The sequence below is a fragment of the Cupriavidus sp. FW216-B1 genome, from assembly GCF_058789195.1.
In genome coordinates this window covers 544556-569634 of record NZ_JBYTEL010000001.1, presented here as the reverse complement: position 1 = coordinate 569634, position 25079 = coordinate 544556, and the positions used below count along the sequence as shown (strand labels likewise).

Annotated in this window: 26 protein-coding genes; 13 read left to right on the top strand and 13 right to left on the bottom strand. The window is 71.8% G+C overall.

The features are described from left to right. Positions 1-143: 143 nt before the first annotated feature. The 6 genes from AC3WXD_RS02410 to AC3WXD_RS02385 are packed head-to-tail and all read right to left on the bottom strand — an operon-like array spanning position 144 to position 6103. Positions 144-1106 carry a phosphatidate cytidylyltransferase gene (locus tag AC3WXD_RS02410; RefSeq protein ID WP_020204855.1) on the bottom strand — a complete coding sequence of 321 codons (963 nt, stop codon included), beginning with the start codon at positions 1104-1106 and terminating at the stop codon, positions 144-146. A gap of 5 nt (positions 1107-1111) precedes the next feature. Further along, a complete protein-coding gene (locus AC3WXD_RS02405) occupies positions 1112-1747 on the bottom strand; it encodes a lysophospholipid acyltransferase family protein (protein WP_492322948.1) in 636 nt (211 codons plus the stop codon). A gap of 6 nt (positions 1748-1753) precedes the next feature. Further along, entirely contained in the window at positions 1754-2233 is a 480-nt protein-coding gene (locus AC3WXD_RS02400; protein ID WP_020204853.1) for a hypothetical protein, read from the bottom strand. Then, complete coding sequence (locus tag AC3WXD_RS02395) at positions 2214-3647, bottom strand: phosphatase PAP2/dual specificity phosphatase family protein (protein WP_492322947.1); 1434 nt, start codon at positions 3645-3647, stop codon at positions 2214-2216. Before AC3WXD_RS02395 ends, AC3WXD_RS02400 begins: the two co-directional genes overlap by 20 nt. After that, a complete protein-coding gene (locus AC3WXD_RS02390; RefSeq protein ID WP_492322946.1) occupies positions 3647-5437 on the bottom strand; it encodes a bifunctional alpha/beta hydrolase/class I SAM-dependent methyltransferase in 1791 nt (596 codons plus the stop codon). Before AC3WXD_RS02390 ends, AC3WXD_RS02395 begins: the two co-directional genes overlap by 1 nt. A 6-nt stretch (positions 5438-5443) precedes the next feature. After that, the gene (locus AC3WXD_RS02385) at positions 5444-6103 is read right to left on the bottom strand and encodes a CDP-alcohol phosphatidyltransferase family protein (protein ID WP_059411792.1); all 660 of its coding nucleotides are present in this window, start codon (positions 6101-6103) and stop codon (positions 5444-5446) included. A 457-nt stretch (positions 6104-6560) separates the two neighbouring features. Here AC3WXD_RS02385 and AC3WXD_RS02380 point away from each other — a divergent pair, with 457 nt between their 5' ends. Next, entirely contained in the window at positions 6561-6836 is a 276-nt protein-coding gene (locus tag AC3WXD_RS02380; protein ID WP_059411793.1) for a hypothetical protein, read from the top strand. 32 nt (positions 6837-6868) lie between these two features. On the opposite strand, the gene AC3WXD_RS02375 is transcribed toward AC3WXD_RS02380, so the two are convergent. Together AC3WXD_RS02375 and AC3WXD_RS02370 are read right to left on the bottom strand one after the other, a co-directional pair. After that, entirely contained in the window at positions 6869-7711 is an 843-nt protein-coding gene (locus AC3WXD_RS02375) for a beta-keto acid cleavage family enzyme (protein ID WP_454733174.1), read from the bottom strand. Between the two features lie 49 nt (positions 7712-7760). Next, positions 7761-8735 (bottom strand): 3-hydroxyacyl-CoA dehydrogenase family protein, encoded by a 975-nt coding sequence (locus AC3WXD_RS02370; protein WP_454733173.1) that lies wholly within the window; start codon positions 8733-8735, stop codon positions 7761-7763. Positions 8736-8896: 161 nt separating this feature from the next. Between AC3WXD_RS02370 and AC3WXD_RS02365 the strand changes: the two genes are divergently transcribed. From AC3WXD_RS02365 to AC3WXD_RS02355, 3 genes are all read left to right on the top strand, one after another. Beyond that, entirely contained in the window at positions 8897-9823 is a 927-nt protein-coding gene (locus tag AC3WXD_RS02365) for a LysR family transcriptional regulator (RefSeq protein WP_020204846.1), read from the top strand. A gap of 214 nt (positions 9824-10037) precedes the next feature. Continuing rightward, positions 10038-12227: a cation:proton antiporter gene (locus AC3WXD_RS02360; protein WP_020204845.1), complete on the top strand. Its 2190-nt coding sequence runs from the start codon at positions 10038-10040 to the stop codon at positions 12225-12227. 210 nt (positions 12228-12437) lie between these two features. Next, positions 12438-12926: a hypothetical protein gene (locus AC3WXD_RS02355; RefSeq protein ID WP_020204844.1), complete on the top strand. Its 489-nt coding sequence runs from the start codon at positions 12438-12440 to the stop codon at positions 12924-12926. 102 nt (positions 12927-13028) lie between these two features. Here the strand turns inward: AC3WXD_RS02355 and AC3WXD_RS02350 are convergent, their stop codons facing one another. After that, the gene (locus AC3WXD_RS02350) at positions 13029-13418 is read right to left on the bottom strand and encodes a hypothetical protein (RefSeq protein ID WP_020204843.1); all 390 of its coding nucleotides are present in this window, start codon (positions 13416-13418) and stop codon (positions 13029-13031) included. 414 nt (positions 13419-13832) lie between these two features. Between AC3WXD_RS02350 and AC3WXD_RS02345 the strand changes: the two genes are divergently transcribed. From AC3WXD_RS02345 to AC3WXD_RS02335, 3 genes are all read left to right on the top strand, one after another. Continuing rightward, positions 13833-14693 carry an NAD(P)-dependent oxidoreductase gene (locus AC3WXD_RS02345; protein ID WP_492322945.1) on the top strand — a complete coding sequence of 287 codons (861 nt, stop codon included), beginning with the start codon at positions 13833-13835 and terminating at the stop codon, positions 14691-14693. Between the two features lie 203 nt (positions 14694-14896). After that, positions 14897-15079, top strand: a complete 183-nt coding sequence (locus tag AC3WXD_RS02340; RefSeq protein ID WP_020204841.1) for a glycine zipper 2TM domain-containing protein — start codon at positions 14897-14899, stop codon at positions 15077-15079. Between the two features lie 40 nt (positions 15080-15119). Continuing rightward, complete coding sequence (locus AC3WXD_RS02335; RefSeq protein ID WP_020204840.1) at positions 15120-15278, top strand: DUF3309 family protein; 159 nt, start codon at positions 15120-15122, stop codon at positions 15276-15278. Positions 15279-15430: 152 nt separating this feature from the next. Here the strand turns inward: AC3WXD_RS02335 and AC3WXD_RS02330 are convergent, their stop codons facing one another. The 3 genes from AC3WXD_RS02330 to AC3WXD_RS02320 form a co-directional block, all read right to left on the bottom strand. After that, the gene (locus tag AC3WXD_RS02330; protein WP_059411799.1) at positions 15431-16603 is read right to left on the bottom strand and encodes an acyl-CoA dehydrogenase family protein; all 1173 of its coding nucleotides are present in this window, start codon (positions 16601-16603) and stop codon (positions 15431-15433) included. 7 nt (positions 16604-16610) lie between these two features. Continuing rightward, positions 16611-17603, bottom strand: coding sequence for a tripartite tricarboxylate transporter substrate binding protein (locus AC3WXD_RS02325; RefSeq protein WP_492322944.1), 993 nt, complete (start codon positions 17601-17603; stop codon positions 16611-16613). A 161-nt stretch (positions 17604-17764) separates the two neighbouring features. Further along, positions 17765-18160: a cupin domain-containing protein gene (locus tag AC3WXD_RS02320; RefSeq protein ID WP_020204836.1), complete on the bottom strand. Its 396-nt coding sequence runs from the start codon at positions 18158-18160 to the stop codon at positions 17765-17767. 292 nt (positions 18161-18452) lie between these two features. Between AC3WXD_RS02320 and AC3WXD_RS02315 the strand changes: the two genes are divergently transcribed. From AC3WXD_RS02315 to AC3WXD_RS02290, 6 genes are all read left to right on the top strand, one after another. Then, positions 18453-19136 (top strand): ABC transporter ATP-binding protein, encoded by a 684-nt coding sequence (locus AC3WXD_RS02315; RefSeq protein WP_492322943.1) that lies wholly within the window; start codon positions 18453-18455, stop codon positions 19134-19136. Then, entirely contained in the window at positions 19133-19930 is a 798-nt protein-coding gene (locus AC3WXD_RS02310) for an ABC transporter permease (protein WP_020204834.1), read from the top strand. Before AC3WXD_RS02315 ends, AC3WXD_RS02310 begins: the two co-directional genes overlap by 4 nt. Positions 19931-19955: 25 nt before the next feature. Continuing rightward, positions 19956-20639, top strand: coding sequence for a response regulator (locus tag AC3WXD_RS02305; RefSeq protein WP_020204833.1), 684 nt, complete (start codon positions 19956-19958; stop codon positions 20637-20639). Continuing rightward, positions 20636-21991, top strand: coding sequence for an ATP-binding protein (locus AC3WXD_RS02300; protein WP_059411802.1), 1356 nt, complete (start codon positions 20636-20638; stop codon positions 21989-21991). Before AC3WXD_RS02305 ends, AC3WXD_RS02300 begins: the two co-directional genes overlap by 4 nt. Positions 21992-22090: 99 nt before the next feature. Next, entirely contained in the window at positions 22091-23143 is a 1053-nt protein-coding gene (locus AC3WXD_RS02295; RefSeq protein ID WP_492322942.1) for a bifunctional UDP-4-keto-pentose/UDP-xylose synthase, read from the top strand. A 31-nt stretch (positions 23144-23174) separates the two neighbouring features. Then, positions 23175-23942, top strand: a complete 768-nt coding sequence (locus AC3WXD_RS02290) for a COG4705 family protein (RefSeq protein ID WP_029044015.1) — start codon at positions 23175-23177, stop codon at positions 23940-23942. A gap of 12 nt (positions 23943-23954) precedes the next feature. Here AC3WXD_RS02290 and AC3WXD_RS02285 read toward each other — a convergent pair whose 3' ends face one another. Then, on the bottom strand, positions 23955-24953 hold the full coding sequence (locus AC3WXD_RS02285; RefSeq protein ID WP_020204937.1) for a GlxA family transcriptional regulator: 999 nt from the start codon (positions 24951-24953) through the stop codon (positions 23955-23957). Positions 24954-25079 lie beyond the last annotated feature (126 nt).

Sequence of the window (25079 nt, the reverse complement as noted above, 5' to 3'; positions counted from 1 at the left end):
TCACGACAGGTTCCGCGCCCGCATGGCCGGGCCGAAGCCGCGCCGGCGGCTGCACCACAATGGCGCCAGTTGCCCTTGATCCCCCTGATGCGGGCAGGGAATTTCTGCCCGAGACATCAGGCCGGCAAAATCCCGGCGGCGCCTCAGGGCACCCACCAGTAGCGCGTGATATGGAAGAACACCGGCGCGGCGAACACCACCGAGTCGAGCCGGTCGAGCATGCCGCCGTGGCCCTGGATCATGTGGCCCCAGTCCTTGATGCCGCGGTCGCGCTTGATGGCCGACATCACCAGCCCGCCGAGAAAACCCATCAGCGCGATCACCAGCGCGATCAGGCCAGCCTTCCACGGCGAGCCGTAGGGCGTGATCCACCACAGCGAGGCGCCCAGCGCGGTGGCGCTGGCCACGCCACCGACAAACCCTTCCACGGTCTTGGACGGCGACAGCAGCGGCGCGATCTTGCGCCGGCCGCACAGCTTGCCCCACACGTACTGGAGCACGTCGCTGCCCTGCACCACGATCACCAGGAAGGCGATCAGCAGCAGGTTGCGGTCCTCGAAGCCGGGAATCGGCAGCGTCAGCAGCGCGGGCACGTGCGAGACGCAGAACACGCACACCATCACCGCCCACTGCACGCCCGCGCAGCGCTCCAGGAAGCGCGTGGTTTCCTCGGAGAGCGCCGACAGGATCGGCAGGATCAGGAAGGCGTAGACCGGGATCAGGATCGAGAACAGCCCGTACCAGCCGATGTAGACCAGCACGTATTGCAGCGGCAGGAACACGAAGAACGCCGCCACGATGGCGCGGTGGTCGCCGCGCCGCGTGGTGGTGATGGTGACGAACTCGCGCAGCGCGAAGAACGACAGCAGGTAGAACAGCACGATGATGGCGGTGCGCCCCAGCACGAAGGCCACGCCCAGCACGCCGATCATCCACCACCACGCCGACACGCGCGCGCCGAGGTTGTCGATCACCGCGTGCGGGCGGCCGCCGGCGACGCGCCAGCGCAGCAGCGCCGTCACCGCGGAGGCCAGCACCAGCACGCCGAACACCGCCGCGAACAGCAGCCAGGTCTCGCGCAGCACAGCCGGATACGAATGCATCATGGTCCTTACTCCAGCGCCGGCGCCAGCGCCAGCAGGCCCGCGCGGCAACGCGCCAGGAAATCGTCCTTGGCTTCTTCCGCGCCGAGGGTCAGCGGCTTGCCGAACGTCACCGTGCACAGCAGCGGCACCGGCACCACCTCGCCCTTGGGCATCACGCGGTTGAGGTTGTCGATCCACACCGGCACGAACTCCACGTTGCCGCACACGCGCGCCAGGTGATAGATGCCGCTCTTGAACGGCAGCAGCCGCGCGTCGGTGGTGTTGCGCGTGCCCTCGGGAAACAGGATCAGCGAATCGCCCCGCAGCACCGCCGCCTTCATCAGCGCCACCGGGTCGGTGGCGCCGCCCTCGTGGCCGCCGCCGCTGCGGTCGATCAGCAGGGCGTTGAACACGTCCCCCCCGATGAAGCGGCGCACGGCCGACCGGTTCCAGTAGTCCGCGCCCGCCACCGGCCGCGTCAGCCGGCGCAGGTCCGGCGGCAGGCAGCCCCAGATCAGCACGAAGTCGCCGTGGCTGCTGTGGTTGGCAAAATAGACGCGCTGCACGGCCGCCGGCAGGCAGCCGTTCCAGCGGGCCTGCATGCCCGTGAGCAGGCGCGCGAACAGGATGATGGCGCGCGCCACCAGCTTGGAAAACCACATGGCTCGTTATCTCAGCAGAAGCAACAGCAGGGCCGCCAGCAATTGCAGCGCGGCGAGCGCCGCGGCCCACGGAAGGAAGCGCAGCGCGCCGCGGGCGCGCTGCGCGAGACTGCGGCCGGGCTCGCCCGGCGCGGCGCGCCGCAGCCAGCCCAGCTGCCGCAGCGCATGGTCCAGCGCCGCCAGCGGCGCGCCGGGCGCGGGGTCCGCCGCCAGCGCCGCGAACAAGGGCCGGTCGATGGTGACGCGCACCAGCAGCCACAGTTGCAGCGCGCCGGCCAGCGCGGCGACGATGCCCAGCGCCAGGTAGACCGTGCCCGCCGGCGACAGCGTGCCGGCCAGCAGCACGTTGATCAGCGCCAGCACCAGCCCGGCCCAGGTCAGCCGGGCCGCAGCGTCGAGGCCGCCCACCGCGGCCAGCGCGACCCAGCGCGCGGCCTCGGCGTCGCGCCGGCTGTCGTCGTCCTCGTCATCCAATGCGTCCGGCATCGCTTGCCTCTCCCGAAAACTGCGCGGCCTGCCTGCGGCCGATGAATGCCGCCAGCGCCGCCACGCTGTCCGCTCCCAGCACCACCTGCGGGCGGCGCTCGCGCAGCAGCGCCAGCGGCTCGCCCGTGGCGCGCGCGGCCAGCCACGCGGCGGCCACCAGCGCGCTGCGCGAATAACCGAGCGCGCAGCAGACCAGCACCTTGCGGCCCTGGCCGTGCCATGCCTCCAGTATGGCCACCGCTTCGTCCAGTTGCGCGGGCGGCGGCACGGTCAGGTCCAGCACCGGCACGCAGCGGTAGGCCACGGCGGCGGGCGCCAGCCGCGGCAGCTCCGCGGTCAGGTCGAGCACGGCGTCGGCGCCGAGCCGGCGCAGTTCCGCCGCGCCCGGAAAACGGCCCACCCACACGCCCGGCGCGATCTCGCTGGCCTGCGGCCGGCGGCGCGTCCACCAGCGCGAATTGGCGAAGGCGCCGAACTGGTACGGCGCCAGCACCCAGCGCGCGGCCATCGGCATGCTGCCGTCCGCCTGCTTCTGGAACAGCGCCGGCAGGCCCTGCCGGTAGATCGCCGCGACGCAGCCGAGCGCCAGCGCCAGCCAGCCCAGCAGCAGCGCCGCCGGCACCGAGCCCGGGACCGAGCCCGGCAGCGCCAGCCAGGCCAGCGCGGCGGCCGCCAGCGCGCCGGCGGCGTAGCGCAGCGCAAGCCGGCGCGTGCGCGCCGCAGGTTCGGCCGCGGCGCGGCGCGCGCCGAATGGAAACAGGAAGACACACAGCCAGCCCACCAGCCAGCCGGTCGGCACGTCGATGGCGTGATGCTGGTAGGTGGTCAGCACCGAGACGCCGATCAGCGCGAACCAGCCATGCAGCAGCCAGCGCCAGGCGCCGCGCGCGTGCATGGCATAGGCCACCCACAGGATCACCAGCAGGCTGATGTGCAGCGACGGCGCCTGGTTGAACGGCTTGTCGAAGCCGCCCAGCAGCGTGAACAGCTGCCCCGGCAGGCCGTCGGCGGCCGGGCGCTCGAAGGCGAAGCGCAGCGGGAACGCGATGAAGCACGCCACCGAGATCAACTGCGCCGCCAGCAGCCGCTTCGCGTGCGTGAGGAGCGCCGCGCGCGTGCGCCACAGGAAGAAGGACAGCCCGTAGAGCAGGTCGATGGACCAGTACGGCACGATGCTCCACGGCACGAACGGAATATGGCGCTCCCACGCGAAATGGAAGTACGGCACCGCCGCGCGCTGGCTCGCCAGCCAGTTGGCCAGCCCGTAGGACGAGAAGAACAGCGCGCCCATGCCGGCGAGCAGTACCAGCGCCAGCGCCCAGGGACGGCCCTCGGCGGCATCGGCCGGAGCGACGGCGCCAGCCGATGCCGCACTCGCTCCGCGCGCGCGGCCGCCTTCGGCTGCCTGCCGCATCACGCGACCCGGCGCGCCAGGCTGACCGTGAAGATGCCCCACGGATCGATGCGCTGCGCGATCTTCTCGAAGCCGGCCTGGCGCACCAGTTCGTCCATTTCCGCCTGCGGGCGCCGCCGCATGACCCAGGCCAAGCCCGCGCGGTGGCTGGTCAGCGCGCGCGCGATGAACTCCAGTTGCGGATGCCAGGGCTGCCCGGTATAGACCAGGTAGCCGCCCGGCGCCACCGCGCGCGCCAGCCCGCCCAGCGAGCGCGCCACCAGCGCGTTGTCGCCGAACAGCTCGTACAGGCCGGAGACGATGGCCAGCGTGGGCGCGGGGTCCAGCGCGGCGAGGCCGTCGCCGTCGAAGGCGTCGCCCTTCTCGAAGCGGGCGATGTCCGCCAGCCCCTTGGCGCGGATCAGCGCACGGCCCTGCGCGACGTTGATGTCGCTGTAGTCGCGCAGCAGGATGCTCTGCACGTGCTGCGCGGCCGAGCCGTTGAACGTCCGGGCGGCGAGTGCCTCCAGCACGTAGCGGCCGTGGCCCGCGGCGATGTCGACGATGCGCACCGGCACGCCCGCGCCATGCAGCGCGCCGATGGCCTGGCCGAGCAGTTCCTCGACATGCACCTTGCGCTGGCGGATGCCGCGCCAGCCAATGGCGTCCAGGTAGCCGCGGTCGACCAGCGCGCCGATGCCGAAGCGGCCCCGCGCCTGGTTGCAGTACACATAGTCCAGCGTGGAGCCGGAATCGAAGCCGGTCCGGTGGCCGAGCCGCACGCCCTCGGACAGCAGGCCGCCGAACTTCAGGCCGGCCCGCGTCAGCGCCCAGTACAGACCGGCGGGGCTGGCCACCGCCAGCGGCCGGGCCAGGCGCTCGGACTCCTCCTTGAACGCGCCGCGGCGGTCCGCGTCGAGCAGCGAGACCGGCGCCGTCGGCGAGGCGAACTCGCGCGCGATGAAGCGCCGCGCCGCCGCCACCGCCTGCGCGCGGTCGCGCTCGCCGAGGGTGTCGTGGTAGAAGCCGTCCAGCACGATGCGTTCCTTCACGGCCGAGCCGAGCCGCTCGAAGAAGGCGTCCTGCGGCGCGCGGTGCACCACCCAGTCGGCGCCCGAGATCAGCAGCTGCGTGGGCACCGTGATGGCGGCGGCATCGGCCACGATGCGCTCGGCGGTCTCGTACAGGTCCAGCAGCACGTTGACGGCGATCGGGCGCGTGATCAGCGGGTCCTGCTCGAAGCTGGCGATGCGCGCGGGATCGTGCGTGAGGAATTTCGCCTTGACGTAGCTGTTGACGAAGAACTTGCCGCGCAGCTTGTGCAGCAGCGTCAAACCCGGGCGCGCCAGCGGCACGTAGAGCTTGACCTTGAACGCCGGCGAGGCCAGCACCAGCGCGCGGATCGGCGGCGCGTAGTCATGCACCCAGGTGGCCGCGAGCACCGCGCCCACGCTCTGCGCCACCACCGCGATGCGGCTGGCCGGGATGCCGTGCACGGCGGCGATGTGGTCGACGAAGGTCTGGATGTCGCGCACCGAGGTGGCCAGTCCCGGGCTGTAGCCGCGCTCGCCCGGTGAGCGGCCGTGGCCGCGCGCGTCCCACGCGAAGAAGGCGTGGCCGGGCAGGTCGAGCTCGTCGACCAGATGGGCGATGCGGCCCGAATGCTCGTGTCCGCGGTGGAACAGCACCACGGCGCCCTGCGCCGCGCCGCCGCTGGCCGGCCAGTGGCGGTAGAACAGCGACTGGCCATCATGCGTCTCGAACTGCGCCTCGACGGCGGTGCGCCCGGTTTGACTATCCAGACTGTCCACGTAGCTTTACTCCACGGGTTGCGAAGACGGTTCCGCGGGCGGCGGCGTGGCGGCGCGGCGGGCCTGCCCGGCCTCCTCCACGCCGTGGCGCACCCGGTTGACGATGGTCGCGACGGACAGCAGCGAAAGCAGCCCCCACAGCCAGTGGGCCGCCGGCGCCACGCCCAGGCCCAGCCCGATCCACAGGCCGAGCGCGCCGAGCACCAGCGCGCGGTCGCTCTTGCCGAGAGGGCCGTCGTAGCGGCGGCTGGCGCCGGCCAGCGGCCCGATCAGCCCCGCGCATTCGACCACCACCGCCAGCAGCGCGAAGCCGACCACCTCGCCGGCGCCGAAGGGCGCCACGGCAGCGAACGGCAGGATCAGCGCCAGATCGGAAACGATGTCGCCGAGTTCGTTGAGATAGGCGCCGAGCACGCTTTGCTGGCCATGCTCGCGCGCCAGCATGCCGTCGATGGCATTGAGGCCCATGCGCAGGAACAGCCACAGCGGCATCAGCAGGAACACCGCCGGCAGCCACGCCAGCGCCGCCGTCAGCGCGCCCACCACCAGCGAGCCGCCGGCGGCCGCGAGCGTGACCTGGTTGGCGGTCACGCCGCGCGCGGCAAGGCGCTTCACCAGCGGCCGCAGCAGCGCCTGGAATTTAGGTTTGATCTGATAAAGCGTCATGTTCGGGGCCTTTCCGGCGTCCGCCGGGGCCTTATGGTTTTTGGTCTGTCCGTCACGATCACGGTCATGGTCCGGCTGCCGCCATGCCGGCGCCCTGCCTCCCGGGGCGCCTTGCGGGGGTGCGCAAAGCCCGACAATCGGCCAAGCATAGCCGGATTGTGCGTTTCCGCCAATCATTAAGAACTTACGAGATTTTTGGCACATTTTCGACACAGTTGCGCGGAAGGCCGGTCGCCTTGCCGCGCCCTTGAGCGAAGATGCCGGCCAGTACGCGAATCCGGAATGCCGGAAGACGGGCGTTGCGCGAAGCTGCGGGAAAAACGCGATGCGTATCGCGGGCGGCCATTGATGCATGACAGCATTGTCATGCCGGAGTCATGTTGTCGTGGGCGCGCCGTTCCTAGACTCGCTTCCGTGGTCGATCGATGGCGATCGGCAAATCCCAAGGAGAACAACGATGCGTACTCTCAAGCTCAGGCAAGCCCTTCTGCTCACCGCCACCGCCGCCACGCTGGCCGGCGCCGCCGGCCTCGCCAGCGCCGCGCCGCGCAGCGTGGACCCTTACCTCGACGGCGCCGCCACCGCGCAGCGTGCCGACATGGTCTCGCAGAGCGCCAACCCGCACGGCCCGCGCGACCCGTACACCGACGGCGGCGGCAACATCAGCCCGCGCGACGTCTACGTCGACGCTTCCCGCAACGGCCCGCGCGATCCGTTCACCGACGGCGCCTGAAGCCGGCGCCCACGCGGGGCGAGCGGCCCGGCTCAGCGGATCGCGCCGTAGAGGCCGCGCGCCTCGGCGGCCGAGGCCAGCGGGCGACCCAGCGCCCGCGCCCCTTCCGCGGCCTGCCGGACCAGCGCCGCGTTGCCCGACGCGATGCTGCCGTCGCGCAATTTCAGGTTGTTCTCGAAACCCACGCGCACATGCCCGCCGAACGCCGCCGCGGTAGTCACGCAGGCATGCTCCTCCTGCCCGAAGGCGCAGATCGCCCACGGCAGCGAGCCATCGAACACCTGCAGGAACGGCAGCAGGTCGCGCGGCGACGAGACCTGCCCGGCCGCGTACCGGCCCAGCACGAACAGCACCGACCACGCGCCCGGCGGCACCAGCCCCCGGGCGCGCAGCGCTTGCCAGCGCGCCACGTCAGCGGCGTCGTACAGGATGATCTGCGTCATCACGCGCTCGCGCGCGAGCCACGCCAGGAAGGCGGCCAGCTCGGCCTCGGGGATGTCCGGCACGGCGATCTCGCGCAGGCCGATGGACACCGCCTCGGGCCGCAGTTCGCGCACCATCGCGATCTGCTCGGCGGCGCGGTAGATGCCGGCGGCCTCGCTCGTCACCTGCACCAGCAACCGGTCTCCCACCGCCTGCTTCACCGCGGCGAGCGCCTCGCGGTAAAGCTGAGCGTCGAGCGAGTGGCGGCCATCGGGCTGGCGCACGTGCATGTGCATCATGGCGGCGCCCGCATCCAGGCAGGCGCGCGCCTCGGCCGCCAGGGCCGCGGCGGTCAGCGGCACGGCCGGGTGGTCGGCGGCGGTCTTGTAGGCGCCGTTGGGCGCGACGGTGATGATCAGCGGCGAATCCGCCAGCAGGGCTTGTCCGGTCATGTGGCTTCGGTAGGGATGGTGTGGGGAGCGTGGGGAACGTGGCTGCGGCTCAGGGTTCGATCTTCGGCAGTTCGGGCGCGATCAGGTCCAGCCCCGCGCGCAGCAGCCGGTCATAGCGCTGCCGCTCGGCCGCGATCGACTGCGGCGTCCACGGGTAGAAACCTTCGCCGGCCTTCATGCCGTGGCGGCCGTCCGCGGCGCGCTCGCTCAGGCAGCGCGCCGGCTCGGCGGCGTTGCAGAACGTGGGGTACATGGTGGCGCCCGCGGCGGCGTGCACGTCGATGCCGGCATGGTCGCGCTGCAGGACCGGGCCCGCGGCCAGGAAGCGGAAGCCGAAACCGAAGCGCACCGCCGCGTCCACGTCCTCGGGCGAGGCAATGCCGCGGTCGATCAGGTCGAAGGCCTCGCGCGACAGCGCGTGCTGGAGCCGGTTGGCCAGGAAGCCGGGCAGGTCCTTCCTGACCTTGACCGGCACCATGCCGCAGCGGCGCATGAAGGCGATCAACGCGTCGGCGCCGGCTTCGTCGCTGTCGTCGCCCATCACCACTTCCACCAGCGGCACCAGGTGCGCCGGCATGAAGAAATGCAGGCCGAACATGCGCTCGCGCGTGGCCAGTCCCTCACCGATGGCGCTGATCGGAAAGCTGGAGCTGTTGCTGGCCAGCACGGCGTCCGGGCGCGCCCGCCGCACGAGGTCGGCGAACAGCGCGCGCTTGAGGTCGAGGCGCTCGGGAATGCACTCGATCACCAGGTCCACCGCGCGCCAGTCGATGGCCTCGGGCGACGCCGCCACGGCCAGCCCGGCCATGCCGGCCTCGGCATGCGGCCCGATCGCGGCCAGGTTGGCGCCGACCCGGGCCGACACCGCCGCGGCGCGCCCGGCGTCGGGCTCCACCACGGTGACGCGGCAATGCGCGCGCGCCAGCACCACGGCCACGTCGGCACCCATCGTGCCGCCGCCGGCCACCACGGCGTGGGCCTTGCCGGGCGCGGCGAGCGGGGAAGTTGCGGGGGTGTCCGGCATGGGAGGGAATCCTTGTCTGTCGTGGCTGGCGTTTTGTGGCTGGCGGTATCCGCTGGGGTTGTCCGCCAGCGTTCCGAATCGGACCGCCAAGTGTAGACAAGGCGCTTTGATTGATGAATCAGTATTTACGGATAAACTGATCTACAAACGAGATCAATCGCATGAAAATCAACCTGTCGATGCGCGACATCGAGACCACGCTGGTGCTCGGCCGCACCCTCAACTTCCGCCAGGCCGCGGCCCAGTTGTACCTGTCGCAGTCGGCGCTGTCCACGCAGATCCTGCGCATCGAGGAAGCGCTCGGCGTGCGCCTGTTCGACCGCACCACCCGCACGGTGCGGCTCACCGCCGCGGGCGAGGTCTTCCAGCAGCAGGCCGCCGTGCTGCAGGCCGCTTTCCGCGATGCCATCGACGCGGTCGGCGGCATCGCCAGCGCCGAGCGCGGCCAGGTTGCCGTGGCGGCCCTGCCCTCGCTCGCGGCGCGCCTGCTGCCGCGCGTGCTGATGGCCTTCCGGCGCGGCCACCCGGCGGTGGCGCTCAAGGTCTGCGACACGCTGTCCGGCCCCGCCTTCGACCTGGTGCGCGCGGGCGAGGTGGACTTCGCGCTGACCGCCGCCGACCCGCAGCAGGCCGACCTGCACTACGAGCCGATGATGTCGGACCGCTTCGTGCTGCTGATCCCGGCCGGCCACGCGCTGGCGCAAGGCGCCGGGCCGCTGCGCTGGGCCGACACGCTCGACGCCGAGCATGTCTCGATGACCCATCCCAGCAGCGTGCGCCAGTACGCCGAGTGGGCCTTCCTGCAGAACCGCATCCGCTTCCAGCCCGGCTTCGAGGCCGAGCACCTGGCCACCATCGCGGCGATGGTCGAGTGCGGCTTCGGCGTGGCCGCGCTGCCGGAGATCGCCGCGGGCACGGTGCGCCAGCCCGGCATCGTCGAGCGGCTGCTGACCGAGCCCGTCACCGAGCGCTCGATCGGCCTGGTGACGCCGCGCAACCGCAGCCTGTCGCCGGCCGCGGCCGCGCTGGTGGCCGTGCTGCGCGAGCACCTGGCGCAGGCCGGCGGCGGCGTGCGCGAGGCGAACTGACGCGCGCCGGGGCCGCGCGGCGCTTGAATGTGCGCGGCAATTCGCGGTATGGTCTGAACCGGCAGCCGCCCGAGGAACCCGCAGTGACATCTCCAGCCACAATCCCCGCCGTACCCCTTGCCCGTGCCGCCGGCGCGGCCATGTCCGCCTCCATTGGCGCCGCGACACCCGCGCCGCGGGCGCGCTCGGCCGCCGCCGCGGTACGGAGGCGCGCTTGAACATCGTCGTCGACGTGCTGATCCTGGCCGGCGCGCTGCTGGCCATCGTGGCCGTGGTGCAGGTCGCCGCGGCCAGGCTGACGCTGCCGGAGTCCACGCTGCTCTCGGCCATCGGCATCGCCATCGGCGCGGGCTACGTGGCCATCGACGCCGCCGCGCCGCAGTTCGCCCAGCATTTCCTCCATCCGCTGATCGACCCGGCGCTGCCGCCCGAGGCCTACCTGTGGATCTTCCTGCCGCCGCTGCTGTTCCACGCCGCGCTGACGGCCGACGTGCGCAACATGCTGCCGGACGCCGCGCCCGTGCTGCTGCTGGCCATCGTCGCGGTGATCGTGGCCACCGGCGTGATCGGGCTGGTCACTTCGCTGGCCAGCGGCACCAGCCTGGTGGTGTGCCTGCTGCTCGGCGCGGTGGTCGCCACCACCGACCCGGCCGCGGTGATCGCCATCTTCCGCGACGTGGGCGCGCCGGCCCGGCTGATCCGGCTGGTCGAGGGCGAGAGCCTGCTCAACGACGCGGCCGCCATCGCCATCGCCGGCGTGCTGGTGGCCATGCTGACCGGCCACGGCACCGAGGCCACGCTCGCCGCCGGCCTGCGCCAGCTCGGCTGGTCCTTCGCCGGCGGCGTGCTGTGCGGCGCCGTGGCCGGGCGGCTGGTGGCCGACCTGCTGCCGCGCCTGGCCGGGCTGGCGATGGCCGAGGGCGCGCTCACGCTGGCGCTGCCCTACCCGCTCTACCTGCTGGCCGAGCAGATGCTGGGCGTGTCCGGCGTGGTGGCGGTGGTGTGCGCCGGCCTGATGGTCAGCGCGCTCGGGCCGACCCGCCTGAGCCCGCGCAACTGGGGCCACCTGCGCATGATCTGGGAGCAGTTCGCCGGCATCGCCGGGGCCATCGTCTTCCTGCTGGCGGCGGTGCGGGTGCCGTCGCTGCTGGCCGGCGTGACGCCGCACCACGGCCTGATGCTGGCCGTGCTGGTGCTGGCGGCGCTGGCCGCGCGCCTGCTGACGCTGTTCGGCCTGCTGCCGCTGCTGTCCTGGCTCAATCTCAGCACGCCCATCAACGGCGCCTACAAGCTGGCCATCGCCTGGGGCGGGCTGCGCGGCGCCGTCACGCTGGTGCTGGCGCTGGACATCGCCGAGAACGCGTCGCTGCCCTACGCATCGCGCCATTTCATCGCCATCCTGGCCACCGGCTTCGTGCTGGTCAGCCTGCTGCTCAACGGCACCACGCTGCGCTGGCTGATCCACCAGCTCGGCCTCGACCGGCTCTCGCCGCAGGACCTGGCGCTGCAGCGCCAGGCCATCCAGCTCTCCACCGAGGAGGTGGAGACCACGCTCAACCATATCGCCGAGACCTTCGTGCTGCCGCCCGCGGCGGCGCGCGAGGTGGCGCTGCACTACCGGCGCGAGATCGAGCTCGGCTCGGTGGAGTTCGACTTCGACACCGCGCTGTCCGAGCGCGACCGCCTCAGCATCGGCCTGGTCACGCTGGCCACGCGCGAGCGCGAGCTGATCCCCGAATACGGCGACGGCGTGATCTCGGTCGCCAACCTCGACGCGATGGTGCGCAACACCACGCGCATGATCGACGCCGCGCGCGAGCAGGGCCGCCTCGGCTACAACCGCGCCGCCCGCCATATCCTCGACTACCAGCTGGGCTACCGCATCGCGTTGTTCCTGCACCGCCGCCTGTCGGTCGACCGCCCGCTGGCGCGCGCGCTGGCCGACCGCTTCGAGCTGCTGGTATGCCGCCAGACCGTGCTCGAGCGCCTGCGCCAGTACAACCGCTCGTTGCTCACGCCGGTGTTCGGCGTGCGCCTGGCGACGGTGCTGGACGGCGTGCTGGCCGAACGGAACAAGGCGGTGCTGGCCGGCCTGGACGAGATGCGCACGCAGTTCGGCGGCTACACGCTGGCGCTGGAAAAACGCCTGCTGATGCTGTTCGCGCTGCGCAAGGGCGAGCGCTCGCTGGAAGCCATGCGCGAGGAGAACGTGATTTCCAAGGAGGCCTACAACCAGATCGCGCAGGTCATCCGGCGCGCCTGGCAGGCCAACCTGGCGCGCCCGCCGCTGCGCAGCGCGTGGGACGCCGCGCCCGCGGCGGCGCCGGCGGGCACCAGCGCGCCGCAGGCGCCGTCGCCGCGGCCCCAGCCGCAGCCCGTGCCGGAAACGCGCGAGCCTTACTAGCGCTGGCGCCGGCAACCTCCGCGGCACCGCCAGCCGTCCCGCCGGCGCCACCCCGTGTGACGGCCGCTGCGCGCGCGCCGGCGCGTTTCACGTCTTGACTCCGGGTCGAATCCGCCTATGCTGACTAGCAACGATGCTGCGGCGCAGCAGGCCACCATGCCGCCCCGGGAATCCTTCCGGGCGCCGCTTGTCGCATTCCCGGAGACATTCATGGCGCAACCCTCTCGCTCCGCTGCCGTCGAGGCGGAACTGTCGTACCGCGGCCCGCTGCTGGGCCTCTCGGACATGTGGGCGCAGGCGGCGGAGAAGATCGGCGCGCTGAACGCGCAGACGGCGGCGGCGCTGTTCGCCGAAGGCGCGGAGTACGCGGCCGAAACCGCGGCGCGGCCATTCTCGTTCGGTATGTTCCGGCCGGAGATGACCGACGTGATCGGGCAGCGCATTGCCGCCTATGTCACCAGCCTCAACGAGATCCTCCATGCGGCCCACCAGCAATGGGCGCAAGGCGTGCAGCAGCAGTTCGCCTTCATGACCGGCGGCGACCCCTTCCAGTTCTGCGTGATGGGCCGCGACTTCCTGCCCGAAGGCACCTCGCTGCCGGCCGTGGGCGAGGCGATGACGCAATGGGTCACCGCCTGCCTGCCCGGCGCCGCGCCGCTGCTGCCGGCCCCTGCCGGCGACGGCGCGGCGCCGGCCTGAGCGGCGCTGCCGAGAGGACGAGGCCGGTGTCGCTGCGCGGCGGGTGCCACCTGACTTGTACCGCCGGCGGTCGCGCGAAGCATGCTTCGTTCCCGATGGCGCTCAATGGCAGGCGGTCCCCGGCACCGGCTTGCCCGAGTTGGTCGCGCCCTGGCAGGCGCCGCCCACGGCGGTGTCGGCGGGCAGGCTGCCGTATGGCCGGAGCTTGCCGGCCACGGTGCAGCAGAACAGCGGATCGTCGGCGGCCGGCGGCGCGCTCCGGCTAGCGCGGGCCGAGGCGGGGGTCGCGGTGGCGGGTGGCACCTGGGCGGATCGGGACGCTGGCGGACGGGCCTGGTCCCCGTCCGTGTCGTCGTCGGGCGCGACGCACTGTCCCTGCTGACAGATCCGCTCGCCCTTGCACTGCATGTCATATTGACAACCCGCCGCGCCCGCGCGCAGCGGCAACGCCATCGCCACCGAGGTGGCCAACAGCAAGCCCAGCGTTCTCATACACCCTCCTGCACAACCGCCAGCGCGCAATGCCCGCGCCAGGCATCGGCATGCCGCCGCCGCGTCGGTGCGGGCGCGGCTTGCCGTACTACGCCTTAAGCATAGGCACCGGCGCCGCGCGCGGGAAACCTCGCCGCGCGGGCTTGTGAGCGCCGTCCCACCATCGGCATCGGCGCCGCGGCGGCATGCGCGCGCGCACGTTCATCGAGGCCGGCGCGGCGCCCCGCGAAGCCGGGCGGACCGTCAGCAGCACGCCTGCGCCGGCGCGGTTGACGTTGCAGTGCAAGAATGGCAGCATTCGCTGCTTCGGCGGGCTTGCCGCCCGGTTCTTCATGCGCGTGCCGGCCGCCACGGCCGCACCGCACCACGCGCAGGCGCGCAACGTCGGCCTGCCGGTCTCGGAGCTTTCCAGTCATGCGTGTTGCATTTATCGGCCTCGGCGTCATGGGCTATCACATGGCGGGCCATCTCGCCGCCAAGGGCCACCAGGTCACGGTCTACAACCGCACGGCCAGCAAGGCCGAGCGCTGGGTCGCCGAGTTCGGCGGAAAGTCGGCCGCGACCCCGGCGCTGGCCGCGCGCGATGCCGAAGTGGTCTGCGCCTGCGTGGGCAATGACGACGACCTGCGCGCGGTGATGACCGGCGCCGACGGCGCCTTCGCCGAAGCGCCGGCCGGCTGCGTGTTCGTCGACCACACCACCGCCAGCGCCAACGTGGCGCGCGAACTCGCCGCCGCCGCCGCGCAGCGCGGCCTGCATTTCGTCGACGCGCCGGTCTCCGGCGGCGAAGTGGGCGCGCAGAAGGGCATCCTCACCATCATGTGCGGCGCCGACCCGGCCGTGTACGAGCGCGTCGAACCCGTGCTGGGCGCCTACGCGCGCGCCGTCACCCGCATCGGCGACAGCGGCGCCGGCCAGTTGGCCAAGATGGTCAACCAGATCTGCATCGCCGGCCTGCTGCAGGGGCTGTCCGAAGCCATCGCCTTCGGCGAGCGCGCCGGGCTGGACATGAAGGTGGTGCTGGACGTCATCAGCAAGGGCGCCGCCGGCTCGTGGCAACTGGAAAACCGCGGCCCGACCATGATCGAGAACAAGTTCGATTTCGGCTTCGCGGTGGACTGGATGCGCAAGGACCTCGGCCTGTGCCTGGACGAGGCGCGCCGCAACGGCGCCAGCCTGCCGGTCACGGCCGTGATCGACCAGTTCTACGCCGACCTGCAGCAGGACGGCTGCGGCCGCGCCGACACCTCGTCGCTGATCAAGCGGCTGCGCTAAGCCCCCTCAGTCCCCTCCCTCCTTCGCGCGCCTCCCGCGCCGGCGGCGCCGCACCCGCGGCGTCGTCCGATTCCTACAGCCATATCAGCGCCCGCCCCGCAGGGCGCGGCGCCCTGCGGGGCTATCCTCGAAGCATGGCGGGTGCGTCCTGCGCGCCGCGCCCATCACCAGGAAGGCACCAACCAGGCATGTAGGAGACCACCATGTTGAGACTCGCAAGCGCGCTCGCCGCGGGCGCGGCCCTGCTGATCGGCCTGAACGGCTGCACCGCCACGGGCGCGGTGGCCGGCGGCGTGGCGGGGCACGAACTCTCCCACGGCAATACGGCGGCCACCATCGGCGGTGCCGTGGGCGGCGCCGTCATCGGCCACGAGCTGGGCAAGTAAGCCCGCCCGGCGCAGACATCCAACCGGAAAGGAGCCCATCATGGCCATCGGCACGATCCTGCTCATCATTCTCATCCTGCTGCTGATCGGCGCGCTGCCGGCGTGGCCGTACAGCACCGGCTGGGGCTATTACCCCAGCGGCGGTCTCGGCCTGGTCGTGCTGATCGTGGTGATCCTCGTGCTGATGGGCCGCCTGTAGCTTGCGGGACCTGGAACCCGACGCAGGGCACGACACGCAACGCGCCGCCGGCGACGGCGGCGCGTTTTTCATTATTTTCATCGCTGAAAGAATGGCGGCCCCGGAGACGGGATTGTGAGGCAACCGCTAAAGAGTCGCCCTGCCCGGCGCGGTCAGTACGACTTGGGCAGCCCCAGCACGCGCTCGGCGATATGGCACATGATCAGTTGGGCGCTGACCGGCGCGATGCGCGGAATATACGACTCGCGCAGGTAGCGCTCCACCTGATACTCGCGCGCGTAGCCCATGCCGCCCAGCGTGAGCACCGCGGTCTGGCAGGCCTGGTGCGCGGCTTCGGCGGCGAGGTACTTGGCGGTATTGGCCTCGGCGCCGCACGGCTTGCCCTGGTCGTATAGCCACGCGGCCTTCCACACCATCATGTCCGCCGCTTCCAGCGCCATCCACGCCTGCGCGAGCGGATGCTGGATGCCCTGGTTCTGCCCGATCGGGCGGCCGAACACGGTGCGCTCCTTCGCGTAGCGCGTGGCCGCCTCCAGCGCCGCGCGGCCCAGCCCGACGGCCTCGGCCGCGATCAGGATGCGCTCGGGATTGAGGCCGTGCAGGATGTACTCGAAGCCGCGCCCTTCCTCGCCGATGCGGTCTTCGACCGGCACCCGCAGCCCGTCGATGAACAGCATGTTGGAGTCCACCGCGGCGCGGCCCATCTTGTGGATCTCGCGCACTTCGACGTGCCGGCGGTCCAGCGCCGTGTAGAACAGGCTCAGGCCCTGCGTGGGCTTGGCCACCTGGTCCAGCGGCGTGGTGCGCGCCAGCAGCAGCATGCGGTCGGCCACCTGCGCGGTGGAGATCCAGATCTTGCGGCCGTCGACGCGGTAGTGCGTGCCGTCGGCCGACAGCACGGCCTGGGTCTTGAGGTGCGTGGTGTCGAGCCCGGCGTCCGGCTCGGTCACGGCGAAGCACGCCTTCTCGGCGCCGGCGATCAGCGGCGGCAAGGCGGCCTGCTGCTGGCGCGCGCTGCCGAACACCACCACCGGGTTGAGCCCGAACACGTTCATGTGGATGGCCGAGGCGCCCGAGAAACCGGCGCCCGACCGCGACACCGCCTGCATGATCAGCGCCGCCTCGGTGATGCCGAGTCCGGCGCCGCCATAGGCCTCCGGCATGGCGATGCCGAGCCAGCCGGCCCTGGCCATTGCCTGGTGGAAGGCCTCGGGAAACCGGCCCTGCTCGTCCAGCGCCGACCAGTAGTCGGCGCCGAAGTCGCCGCACAATTGCGTCACCGCCTCGACGATGGCGCGCTGCTCCGGGGTTCTTTCAAAGTTCATGCCTGCCTCATTCCGGCTGGATGCCGGCGTCCTTGACCAGCTTGGTCCACTTGACCAGCTCTCCCGCGACGAAGCCGGAGAACTGCTTGGGCGACTGCCCGAATGCCTCGAAGCCCAGCGCCTCGAAGCGCGGCGCCACCTCCTTGCTCGCGGCGATGCGCGACAGCGCCTGGTTGAGCTTGTCCACCACCTCGGCCGGCGCGTGCGCGGGCGCGAACACGCCGTTCCACGAGGTGATGTCGAATCCCTTGAGTTCTGGCGCGTCCGCCAGCGGCGGCAGGTCCGGCAACAGGCGGCTGCGCTGCGCGGTGGTCACCGCCAGCGCGCGCAGCTTGCCGGCCTTGACGTTGGCGATGCCGGCGGCCACGTCGACGAACATCATCGGCACCTGCCCGGCGATCACGTCGGTCATGGCCGGCGGCGTGCTCTTGTACGGCACGTGCAGCAGGTCCAGCCCGGTCAGCCGCGCGAAGGTGGCGCCCGAGACGATGCCGGTGCTGTTGCCGCTGGCGTAGGACATGCCCGGGTGCGTGCGCGCATAGGCGATCAGCTCCGGCACCGTCTTCACCGGCAGCTTCGGGTTGATGACCAGCATGAACGGCAGGTTGCCCATGCGCGCCACCGGCGTGAAGTCGCGGATCGGGTCGTACGGCAACTTCTTCATCAACGACGGATTGGCCGAATGCGTGGTGTTGGTGGTCATGAACAGCGTGTAGCCGTCCGGCGCCGCCTGCGCCACGATCTCGGCGGCGATCGCGCCGTTGGCGCCCGGGCGGTTGTCCACCACCACGTTCTGCCGGAGCGCGTCGCCGAGCTCCTTGGCGGTGATGCGCGCCACCGCGTCGGTGCCGCTGCCGGCCGCGAACGGCACCACCATCCGGATCGGCTTGCTGGGATAGGCATCCGCGGCGGTGGCGAGCGGCGCGGCCAGCGCCAGCGACGCCAGCACCAGCGATGGGAAGGAAAGCGCCGCGCGCCGCAGCGTGGTAAGCATTGCCATGTGTCTTGTCTCCTGTTGCCGCCGGCTGTCCTGGTCGCGCCGGCTGTTGATGATGGGCCGCCGCGCTCACGGCGCGGTCTTGTCCTTGTCGTTGGTGTCCTTGACCAAGCCGGCCTAGGTGCACCCTTGCGGCCATCAAGGCCGCGAGGGCGCGCCGGGGCTCACGCCGGACGGATCACGCGCTGCGGCGATTCCTCGTACGGCGGGGCATAGATCACCAGCAGCTTGACCGGCTCGTCGCTGATCACGGTGAACACGTGCATGGCGTCGGCCGGGAAGAAGCAGCAGTCGCCCGGGCCCAGCTCGCGCGACTGGCCGTTGACCTCGGCGCGCGCCCGCCCCTCCAGCACGTAGCAGACCTGCTCGATGCCCGGGTGCGCGTGCGGCAAGGCGCCCTTGCCGCGCTCGATGGTGCCGTGGATGACCTCCAGCTGCGTGGCGCCCACGTTCTCGCGGCCGATGATGCGGCGGTTCAGGGTGCCGACGTGGTTGGCGGGGTGATAGCCCGCGACCTCCTCGGTGCGGACGAAATAGGCGGGCGCCGGTGCTGCGGCCATCGATGGTCTCCTTGCCAGCCGGGCCGCTGCCGCGCGCTTGGCGGGCGGGCCGGGTCCGGCATGCTGTTTTTCATGTTTGTGAATTAAATTTTATCCCTATGAAAAATCTAGTCAACTACTAAAAACACCGATACCGCCGCCGGCACGCCCGAACCCAGTGCCGCCGCCGCGCCGGCGCCTCTTAATTCTTCCTTAAGCCGCCATGCCCTATCCTTGCGGCGTTGCCCGCCACCATCCTGGCCGCCCGCCGGCGGCGCGACCGCGCGCCACCCGCGCGCGGATGGCCCTACCGATGACAGACACCGACGCCGCTCCCACGCTGACGCCCATGCCCGCCCGCGCCCCGCTCGCCGGCCTCTCCGACCTCGCCGGCCCGGCCAGCCTGCGCGTGCGCGCCGTGAGCGGCGCGGGCCGCGGCCCGTTCAGCCTGTGCGTGGCGCCGGGCACGTGCGCGATCGTCTCCGGCGCCTCCGGCACGGGCAAGAGCCTGTTGTTGCGCATGATCGCCGACCTCGACCCCAGCCAGGGCCAGGTGAGCCTCGGCGACATGCCGCGCGAGCGCTTCGGCGGCCCGGCCTGGCGCCGCCAGGTCATGTACGTGGCGGCCGAGTCCGGCTGGTGGAGCGACCACGTGCTGGAACACATGGAGGACGTGCCCGCCGCCACGGCGATGCTGGCCCCGCTGCGGCTGCCGGCCGACATCCTGCGCGCGCCGGTCGGCCAGTTGTCCACCGGCGAGCGCCAGCGCCTGGCGCTGGTGCGCGCGCTGGTGCGCCGCCCGCGCTTCCTGCTGCTCGACGAGCCGACCTCGGCGCTGGACCGCGACAGCACGCTGGCGGTGGAGGCGCTGCTGCGCACGCGCCAGCAGCTGGGGCTCGGCCTGCTGGTGGTCTCGCACAACCCGGAGCAGGCCGCGCGCCTGGGCAACCGCCACTACCGCCTGGGCGCCGCCGGCCTGGAGGCGCTGCCCGCATGACGCCGATTCCGCTGTCGCTCTACGACCTCGCCATCGCCAGCCTGCTGGTGCTGGCCGGCGCCGGCGCCTCGCTGGCGCTCTCGCTCGGCGTGCACCGCGCGCTGCTGTGGACGGCCGCGCGCATGATCGTGCAACTGCTGCTGGTCGGCCTGGTGCTGCGCGCGGTGTTCGCATGGTCGTCGCCGCTCGTCACCGCGCTGGTGGTGGCCGCCATGATCGCGGCCGCCGCGCGCGAGGCCGGCAGCCGCCAGGAGCGGCGCCTGGCCGGCCCGTGGCAGGCGCTGATCGGCACCGCGGCGGTGAGCGTGCCCACCCTGGCGGTGACGGTGCTGGCGCTGACCACCGCGCTGCGCCCGTCGCCCTGGTACGATGCCCGCCACGCCATCCCGCTGGCCGGCATCGTGCTCGGCAACGCGATGAACGCGGCCAGCCTGGCGCTCGACGGCGCCTTCACCGCGGCCTGGCACCAGCGCGCCGCCATCGACGCGCGCCTGGCGCTGGGCGACGACCGCCGCGCCGCGCTGGGACCCATCGTGCGCCAGGCGGTGAAAAGCGGCCTGCTGCCCACCTTGAATACGATGGCCGCGGCCGGCATCATCACCATGCCCGGCATCATGACCGGGCAGATACTCGCCGGCATGGACCCGCTCGCCGCCGCGCGCTACCAGATCCTGCTGATGTTCCTGCTCGCCGGCGGCAGCATGCTGGGCGCGGTCCTGGCCGCCACGCTGGCGGCGCGGCGCCTGACCGACGAGCGGCACCGCCTGCGCCTGGACCGGCTGCGGCGGCGCTGATGCCCCAACCCGAGGAACCCGGACCATGCGCCTGCTGCTGGTGGAAGACGACCCGATGATCGGGGAAAGCGTGGAAGAAGGCCTGCGCGGCGAAGGCTACGCCGTCGACTGGGTCAACGACGGCCGCCTCGCCGCGGCCGCGCTCACGGCCAACGTGCCCGACACCTATGACGCCGTGCTGCTCGACCTGGGCCTGCCCGGCCGCTCGGGCGAGGACGTGCTGCGCCTGCTGCGCGGGCGCGGCATGGCGATGCCGGTGCTGATCCTGACCGCGCGCGACGCCACCGCCGACCGCGTGCGCGGCCTCGACGCCGGCGCCGACGACTATCTCGTCAAGCCGTTCGACCTCGACGAACTGTTCGCCCGCATCCGCGCGCTGATCCGGCGCAGCGCGGGCCGGGTCGGCACGGAACTGGCGCATGGCCGCGTGCGGCTCGATCCCGCCACGCGCGAAGTGCGCTGCGGCGGCGACATCGTGGCGCTGTCGATGCGCGAGTTCATGGTGCTGCAGGCGCTCATGGAGCAGCCCGGCCACGTGGTCACGCACGAGCGCCTGCGCGAGGCGGTCTACAACATGAACGAGGAAATCAGCAGCAACACCGTGGAAGTGCACATCCACGCGCTGCGCAAGAAGCTCGGCGCCGAGTTCATCCGCAATGTGCGCGGCATCGGCTACAAGCTCGGGAATGTAGCCGGGAACGCCGCATGAGGACCATCCGCGCCAAGCTGCTCGCCGGCCTGCTCGTCACCATGCTGGCGTGCGCGCTGGTCGCCGGCGCCGCGGCTTACTTCAAGGTGCGCCACGAAGCCAGCGAGGTCTTCGACGGCCAGCTGCAGCAGGCCGCGCGCATGCTGCCGCGCGAGATCGCGCCGCAGGCCACGCCGCCGCTGGGCAGCCACGAGCTCGACGAGGAGATCGTGGTGCAGTCCTGGGACGACAACGGCCGGCTGACCTTCGCCTCCCATCCGCTCACGCTGCCGCGCGCCAGGCTGGCCGGCTTTCACGACATGCGCGTGGCCGGGCACGAATGGCGCGTGTACGGGCTGCTGGAAGACGGGCGCTACGTGCAGGCGGCGCAGTCGGCGGCGTTCCGCAGCAAGCTGGCGGCTTCGCTGGCGCTGGGCGCGCTGCTGCCCGTGCTGGCGCTGGTGCCGGTGCTGGGGCTGCTGATCCACCTGGTGGTCAGGCGCTCGCTGCGCCCGGTCGACGACATCGCGCGCGCCATGAGCCAGCGCTCGGCCGAGGCCCTGGTGCCGCTGCCCGCGCACGGCTGGCCGCCCGAGCTGGTGCCGGTGGTGGCGGCGCTCAACGACCTGCTGGCGCGCCTGCGCCAGGCGATGGACACGCAGCGCGCCTTCGTCGCCGACGCCGCCCACGAACTGCGCACGCCGCTGGCCGCGCTCAAGCTGCAACTGCAGCTGGCGCTGCGCGCCGACAGCGAGGACAAGCAGCGCCAGGCGCTGGTCAAGCTCGGCGAGCGCCTCGACCGCACCACCCACCTGGTGGCCCAGTTGCTGACGCTGGCGCGCAGCGAGGACGGCACCCCGGCCGCCACCGCCGCCCTTGCCGACGTATCGCTGCGCGAGGTGGCGGTGCAGGTGGTGCGCGAACTGCTGCCGATGGCCGAGGCCAAGGGCGTGGACCTGGGCCTGGACGCGCGCGAGGCGGACTGCCGCGTGCGCGCGGTGGCGGCCGACCTGTTCATCCTGCTGCGCAACCTGGCCGACAACGCGGTGCGCTACACCGGCCCGGGCGGGCGCGTGGACCTGCGCATCGAGCGGCGCGACGGCGTGCCCACGCTGGGCGTGAGCGACACCGGCCCGGGCATCCCCCCGGCCGAGCGCGAGAACGTGTTCCGGCGCTTTCACCGCGGCGAGTCCGGCGACGCGCACGGCAGCGGGCTGGGCCTGGCCATCGTGCGCAACATCGCCGTGCGCCACGGCGCCACGGTGGTGCTGGAGGACGGCCCCGGCGGCCGCGGGCTGACCGTGTCGGTGCTGTTCGCGGGGCCGGCGGCCCAGGCTTCCGGCCCGGCATCCGGCCCGGGACTTCCCGCTTAAGACTTCCTGCTTAAGACTTCCTTAAGGCAGCGGCCCCTACACTGGCCGCCTTTGCCCGCCCACCGCGCGGCTCGCGCCGCCCAGCATCCGAATCATCACATGAAGCGAGTCCTGATTCTTGGCGTCAACGGCTTCATCGGCCACCACCTGACGCGCCGCATTCTCGAAACCACGCCGTGGGAGGTCTACGGCATGGACATGGCCAGCGACCGCCTCGGCGACCTGATCGACCACCCCCGCATGCACTTCTTCGAGGGTGACATCACCATCAACAAGGAGTGGATCGAGTACAACATCCGCAAGTGCGATGTCGTCCTCCCCCTCGTCGCCATCGCCACCCCGGCCACCTACGTGCGCCAGCCCCTGCGCGTGTTCGAGCTCGACTTCGAGGCCAACCTCCCCATCGTCCGCGCCGCCGTCAAGTACGGCAAGCACCTCGTCTTCCCCTCGACCTCCGAGGTCTACGGCATGTGCCACGACGACGAGTTCGACCCCGAGACCTCCGAACTGATCTGCGGCCCCATCAACAAGCCCCGCTGGATCTACGCCTGCTCCAAGCAGCTGATGGACCGCGTCATCCACGCCTACGGCATGGAGCAGGGCCTCAACTACACCCTGTTCCGCCCGTTCAACTGGATCGGCGCCGGCCTCGACTCCATCTTCGAGTCGAAGGAAGGCTCCTCCCGCGTCGTCACCCAGTTCCTCGGCCACATCGTGCGCGGCGAGCCGATCAAGCTGGTCGACGGCGGTGCCCAGAAGCGCGCCTTCGCCGACATCACCGACGGCATCAGCGCCCTCATGCGCATCATCGAGAACCCGCAAGGCATCGCCACCGGCAAGATCTACAACATCGGCAACCCCGCCAACATCCACTCGGTGCGCGAACTCGCCGAGATGATGCTCAAGATGGCCGCCGACTACCCGGAATACGCCGAACTCGCCCGCCAGACCCAGATCGTCGAGACGTCCTCCGGCGACTTCTACGGCAAGGGCTACCAGGACGTGCAGAACCGCGTGCCCAAGATCGACAACACCATCGAAGAGCTCGGCTGGAAGCCCGCCGTCAGCATGGAAGACGCGCTGCGCGCCATCTTCGAGGCCTACCGCGGCAAGGTCGTCGAGGCCCGCACCCTGGTCGACTCGGCCAACTGAGGCCCGCGCCGATGGCACGCAGGAGCACACCGTGAACGCATCCCCGACGCAGCCGGACGCGGCGGCCAGCAAGGTGCCGGCCGTCACGCTGGCCTTCTGGATCACCAAGATCGCCGCCACCACGCTGGGCGAGACCGGCGGCGACGCGCTGTCGATGTCGCTCGGCCTGGGCTACCTGCTGAGCACGGCGATCTTCGCCGGGCTGTTCCTGCTGGCCGTCTCGGCGCAGGTCTCGGCGCGGCGCTTCCATCCACTGCTGTACTGGACCACCATCATCGCCACCACCACGGTCGGCACCACGCTGGCGGATTTCGCCGACCGCTCGCTCGGCGTCGGCTACGCCGGCGGCACCACCATGCTGGCGCTGCTGCTGGCCACCTCGCTGGCGCTGTGGCACTGGCGGCTGGGCTCGGTCTCCGTGCACGCCGTGCAATCGCCGCATGCCGAGATGTACTACTGGGTGACCATCATGTTCTCGCAGACGCTGGGCACGGCGCTGGGCGACTGGACCGCGGACAGCGCCGGGCTGGGCTACCTGGGCGGCATGGCGGTGTTCGGCGCGCTGCTGGCGGCGCTGGCGGCGGCGTACTACCGGACCTCGGTCTCGCGCACCGCGCTGTTCTGGGCCGCCTTCATCCTGACCCGCCCGCTCGGCGCCGTGGTGGGCGATTTTCTCGACAAGCCGCTGCACGCGGGCGGCCTCGCGCTGAGCCGCTTCTCCGCCTCGGCCGCGCTGCTGGCCTTCATGGCCGCCTGCCTACTGCTGTTCCCGCAGCGCGCCGCCACGCGCCCGCACTAGCCGCCGGCCGGCCTAGCGCCCGCCCGGCCCGAAGCGCTCGCGGTAGTCGCGCGGCGTGATGCCCATCTGCCGCAGGAACGCGCGCCGCAGCCCCTCGTCCGAGCCGAAGCCGGTGCGCGCGGCGATCGCCTTGAGCGGCAGGTCGCCCTGCTCCAGCAGGCGGCGCGCGCCTTCGATGCGGGCCGACTCGATGAACGCCATCGGGCTCGCGCCCGTCTCCTTCGCGAATACGCGCCGGAAATTGCGCTCGCTCATGGCCACGCGCGCCGCCATCTCGGCCAGCGTGAAATCGCGCGCGAGGTCGGACAGGATCCAGTCCTGCAGCCCGCGGATGCCGGCGTGGCTGGTGGCCTGGCTGGCCAGGTGCAGGCTGTATTGCGACTGCCCGCCCGGGCGCTTGAGATAGACCACCAGCTCGCGCGCCAGGTCCAGCGCCAGCTCGCGGCCCAGGTCTTCCTCCACCACCGCCAGCGCCAGGTCGATGCCCGCCGTCACGCCGGCCGAGGTCCACAGGTTGCCCTGGCGGATGAAGATGGCGTCGGCGTCGACCTCCACCGCCGGGAAGCGCTGGCGCAGCAGCGCCGCCACGCTCCAGTGCGTGGTGGCGCGGCGCCCGTCGAGCAGGCCCGCCGCGGCCAGGAAGAAAGTGCCCGAGCACAGCGCGATCAGCCGGCCGATGCGCGGCGCCACCGCGCGCGCCCACGGCACGATGCCGTGCGCCTCGCCCATCGCGCGCTCGATGTCGCGCGCGCCCACGATCAGCGCGATGTCCGGCAGCAGCACGGTGTCGAGCCGGGCGGTGGCCTCCAGCGTCATCAGCGTGTCCGAGCGCACCGGGCCGGTCTCCAGCGCCACCACGCGCGTGGCGTAGGCCGGCGGCTGGCCGCGCTGGGCCAGCCGCACGTTGGCGTAGTCGAACACGGTCATCGGGCCGACCGCCTCCATCGCCTTGAATCCCGGGTACACCACGATGTCCACCCGCCGCGGGGCGGTGTTCGGCTGCGCTTGCATCGGCCTCGTCCGCAATCAAAGCGCCGATCTTAACCCGGCGCGCACCCGCCTTCGAAGGTTATGCGCCCACCGCCTAAAGCGCTGCGCGTGCAAGCTTGCGCCAACAAATTCGTTCTGTTGCGCTGA

What these genes read in the sequence shown, in the direction of transcription:
- AC3WXD_RS02410 (WP_020204855.1), bottom strand. Translation starts at nt 1,106, where the DNA reads ATGATGCATTCGTATCCGGCTGTGCTGCGCGAGACCTGGCTGCTGTTC.
- AC3WXD_RS02405 (WP_492322948.1), bottom strand. Translation starts at nt 1,747, where the DNA reads ATGTGGTTTTCCAAGCTGGTGGCGCGCGCCATCATCCTGTTCGCGCGC.
- AC3WXD_RS02400 (WP_020204853.1), bottom strand. Translation starts at nt 2,233, where the DNA reads ATGCCGGACGCATTGGATGACGAGGACGACGACAGCCGGCGCGACGCC.
- AC3WXD_RS02395 (WP_492322947.1), bottom strand. Translation starts at nt 3,647, where the DNA reads ATGCGGCAGGCAGCCGAAGGCGGCCGCGCGCGCGGAGCGAGTGCGGCA.
- AC3WXD_RS02385 (WP_059411792.1), bottom strand. Translation starts at nt 6,103, where the DNA reads ATGACGCTTTATCAGATCAAACCTAAATTCCAGGCGCTGCTGCGGCCG.
- AC3WXD_RS02380 (WP_059411793.1), top strand. Translation starts at nt 6,561, where the DNA reads ATGCGTACTCTCAAGCTCAGGCAAGCCCTTCTGCTCACCGCCACCGCC.
- AC3WXD_RS02375 (WP_454733174.1), bottom strand. Translation starts at nt 7,711, where the DNA reads ATGACCGGACAAGCCCTGCTGGCGGATTCGCCGCTGATCATCACCGTC.
- AC3WXD_RS02370 (WP_454733173.1), bottom strand. Translation starts at nt 8,735, where the DNA reads ATGCCGGACACCCCCGCAACTTCCCCGCTCGCCGCGCCCGGCAAGGCC.
- AC3WXD_RS02365 (WP_020204846.1), top strand. Translation starts at nt 8,897, where the DNA reads ATGAAAATCAACCTGTCGATGCGCGACATCGAGACCACGCTGGTGCTC.
- AC3WXD_RS02355 (WP_020204844.1), top strand. Translation starts at nt 12,438, where the DNA reads ATGGCGCAACCCTCTCGCTCCGCTGCCGTCGAGGCGGAACTGTCGTAC.
- AC3WXD_RS02350 (WP_020204843.1), bottom strand. Translation starts at nt 13,418, where the DNA reads ATGAGAACGCTGGGCTTGCTGTTGGCCACCTCGGTGGCGATGGCGTTG.
- AC3WXD_RS02345 (WP_492322945.1), top strand. Translation starts at nt 13,833, where the DNA reads ATGCGTGTTGCATTTATCGGCCTCGGCGTCATGGGCTATCACATGGCG.
- AC3WXD_RS02340 (WP_020204841.1), top strand. Translation starts at nt 14,897, where the DNA reads ATGTTGAGACTCGCAAGCGCGCTCGCCGCGGGCGCGGCCCTGCTGATC.
- AC3WXD_RS02335 (WP_020204840.1), top strand. Translation starts at nt 15,120, where the DNA reads ATGGCCATCGGCACGATCCTGCTCATCATTCTCATCCTGCTGCTGATC.
- AC3WXD_RS02330 (WP_059411799.1), bottom strand. Translation starts at nt 16,603, where the DNA reads ATGAACTTTGAAAGAACCCCGGAGCAGCGCGCCATCGTCGAGGCGGTG.
- AC3WXD_RS02325 (WP_492322944.1), bottom strand. Translation starts at nt 17,603, where the DNA reads ATGGCAATGCTTACCACGCTGCGGCGCGCGGCGCTTTCCTTCCCATCG.
- AC3WXD_RS02320 (WP_020204836.1), bottom strand. Translation starts at nt 18,160, where the DNA reads ATGGCCGCAGCACCGGCGCCCGCCTATTTCGTCCGCACCGAGGAGGTC.
- AC3WXD_RS02315 (WP_492322943.1), top strand. Translation starts at nt 18,453, where the DNA reads ATGACAGACACCGACGCCGCTCCCACGCTGACGCCCATGCCCGCCCGC.
- AC3WXD_RS02310 (WP_020204834.1), top strand. Translation starts at nt 19,133, where the DNA reads ATGACGCCGATTCCGCTGTCGCTCTACGACCTCGCCATCGCCAGCCTG.
- AC3WXD_RS02305 (WP_020204833.1), top strand. Translation starts at nt 19,956, where the DNA reads ATGCGCCTGCTGCTGGTGGAAGACGACCCGATGATCGGGGAAAGCGTG.
- AC3WXD_RS02300 (WP_059411802.1), top strand. Translation starts at nt 20,636, where the DNA reads ATGAGGACCATCCGCGCCAAGCTGCTCGCCGGCCTGCTCGTCACCATG.
- AC3WXD_RS02295 (WP_492322942.1), top strand. Translation starts at nt 22,091, where the DNA reads ATGAAGCGAGTCCTGATTCTTGGCGTCAACGGCTTCATCGGCCACCAC.
- AC3WXD_RS02285 (WP_020204937.1), bottom strand. Translation starts at nt 24,953, where the DNA reads ATGCAAGCGCAGCCGAACACCGCCCCGCGGCGGGTGGACATCGTGGTG.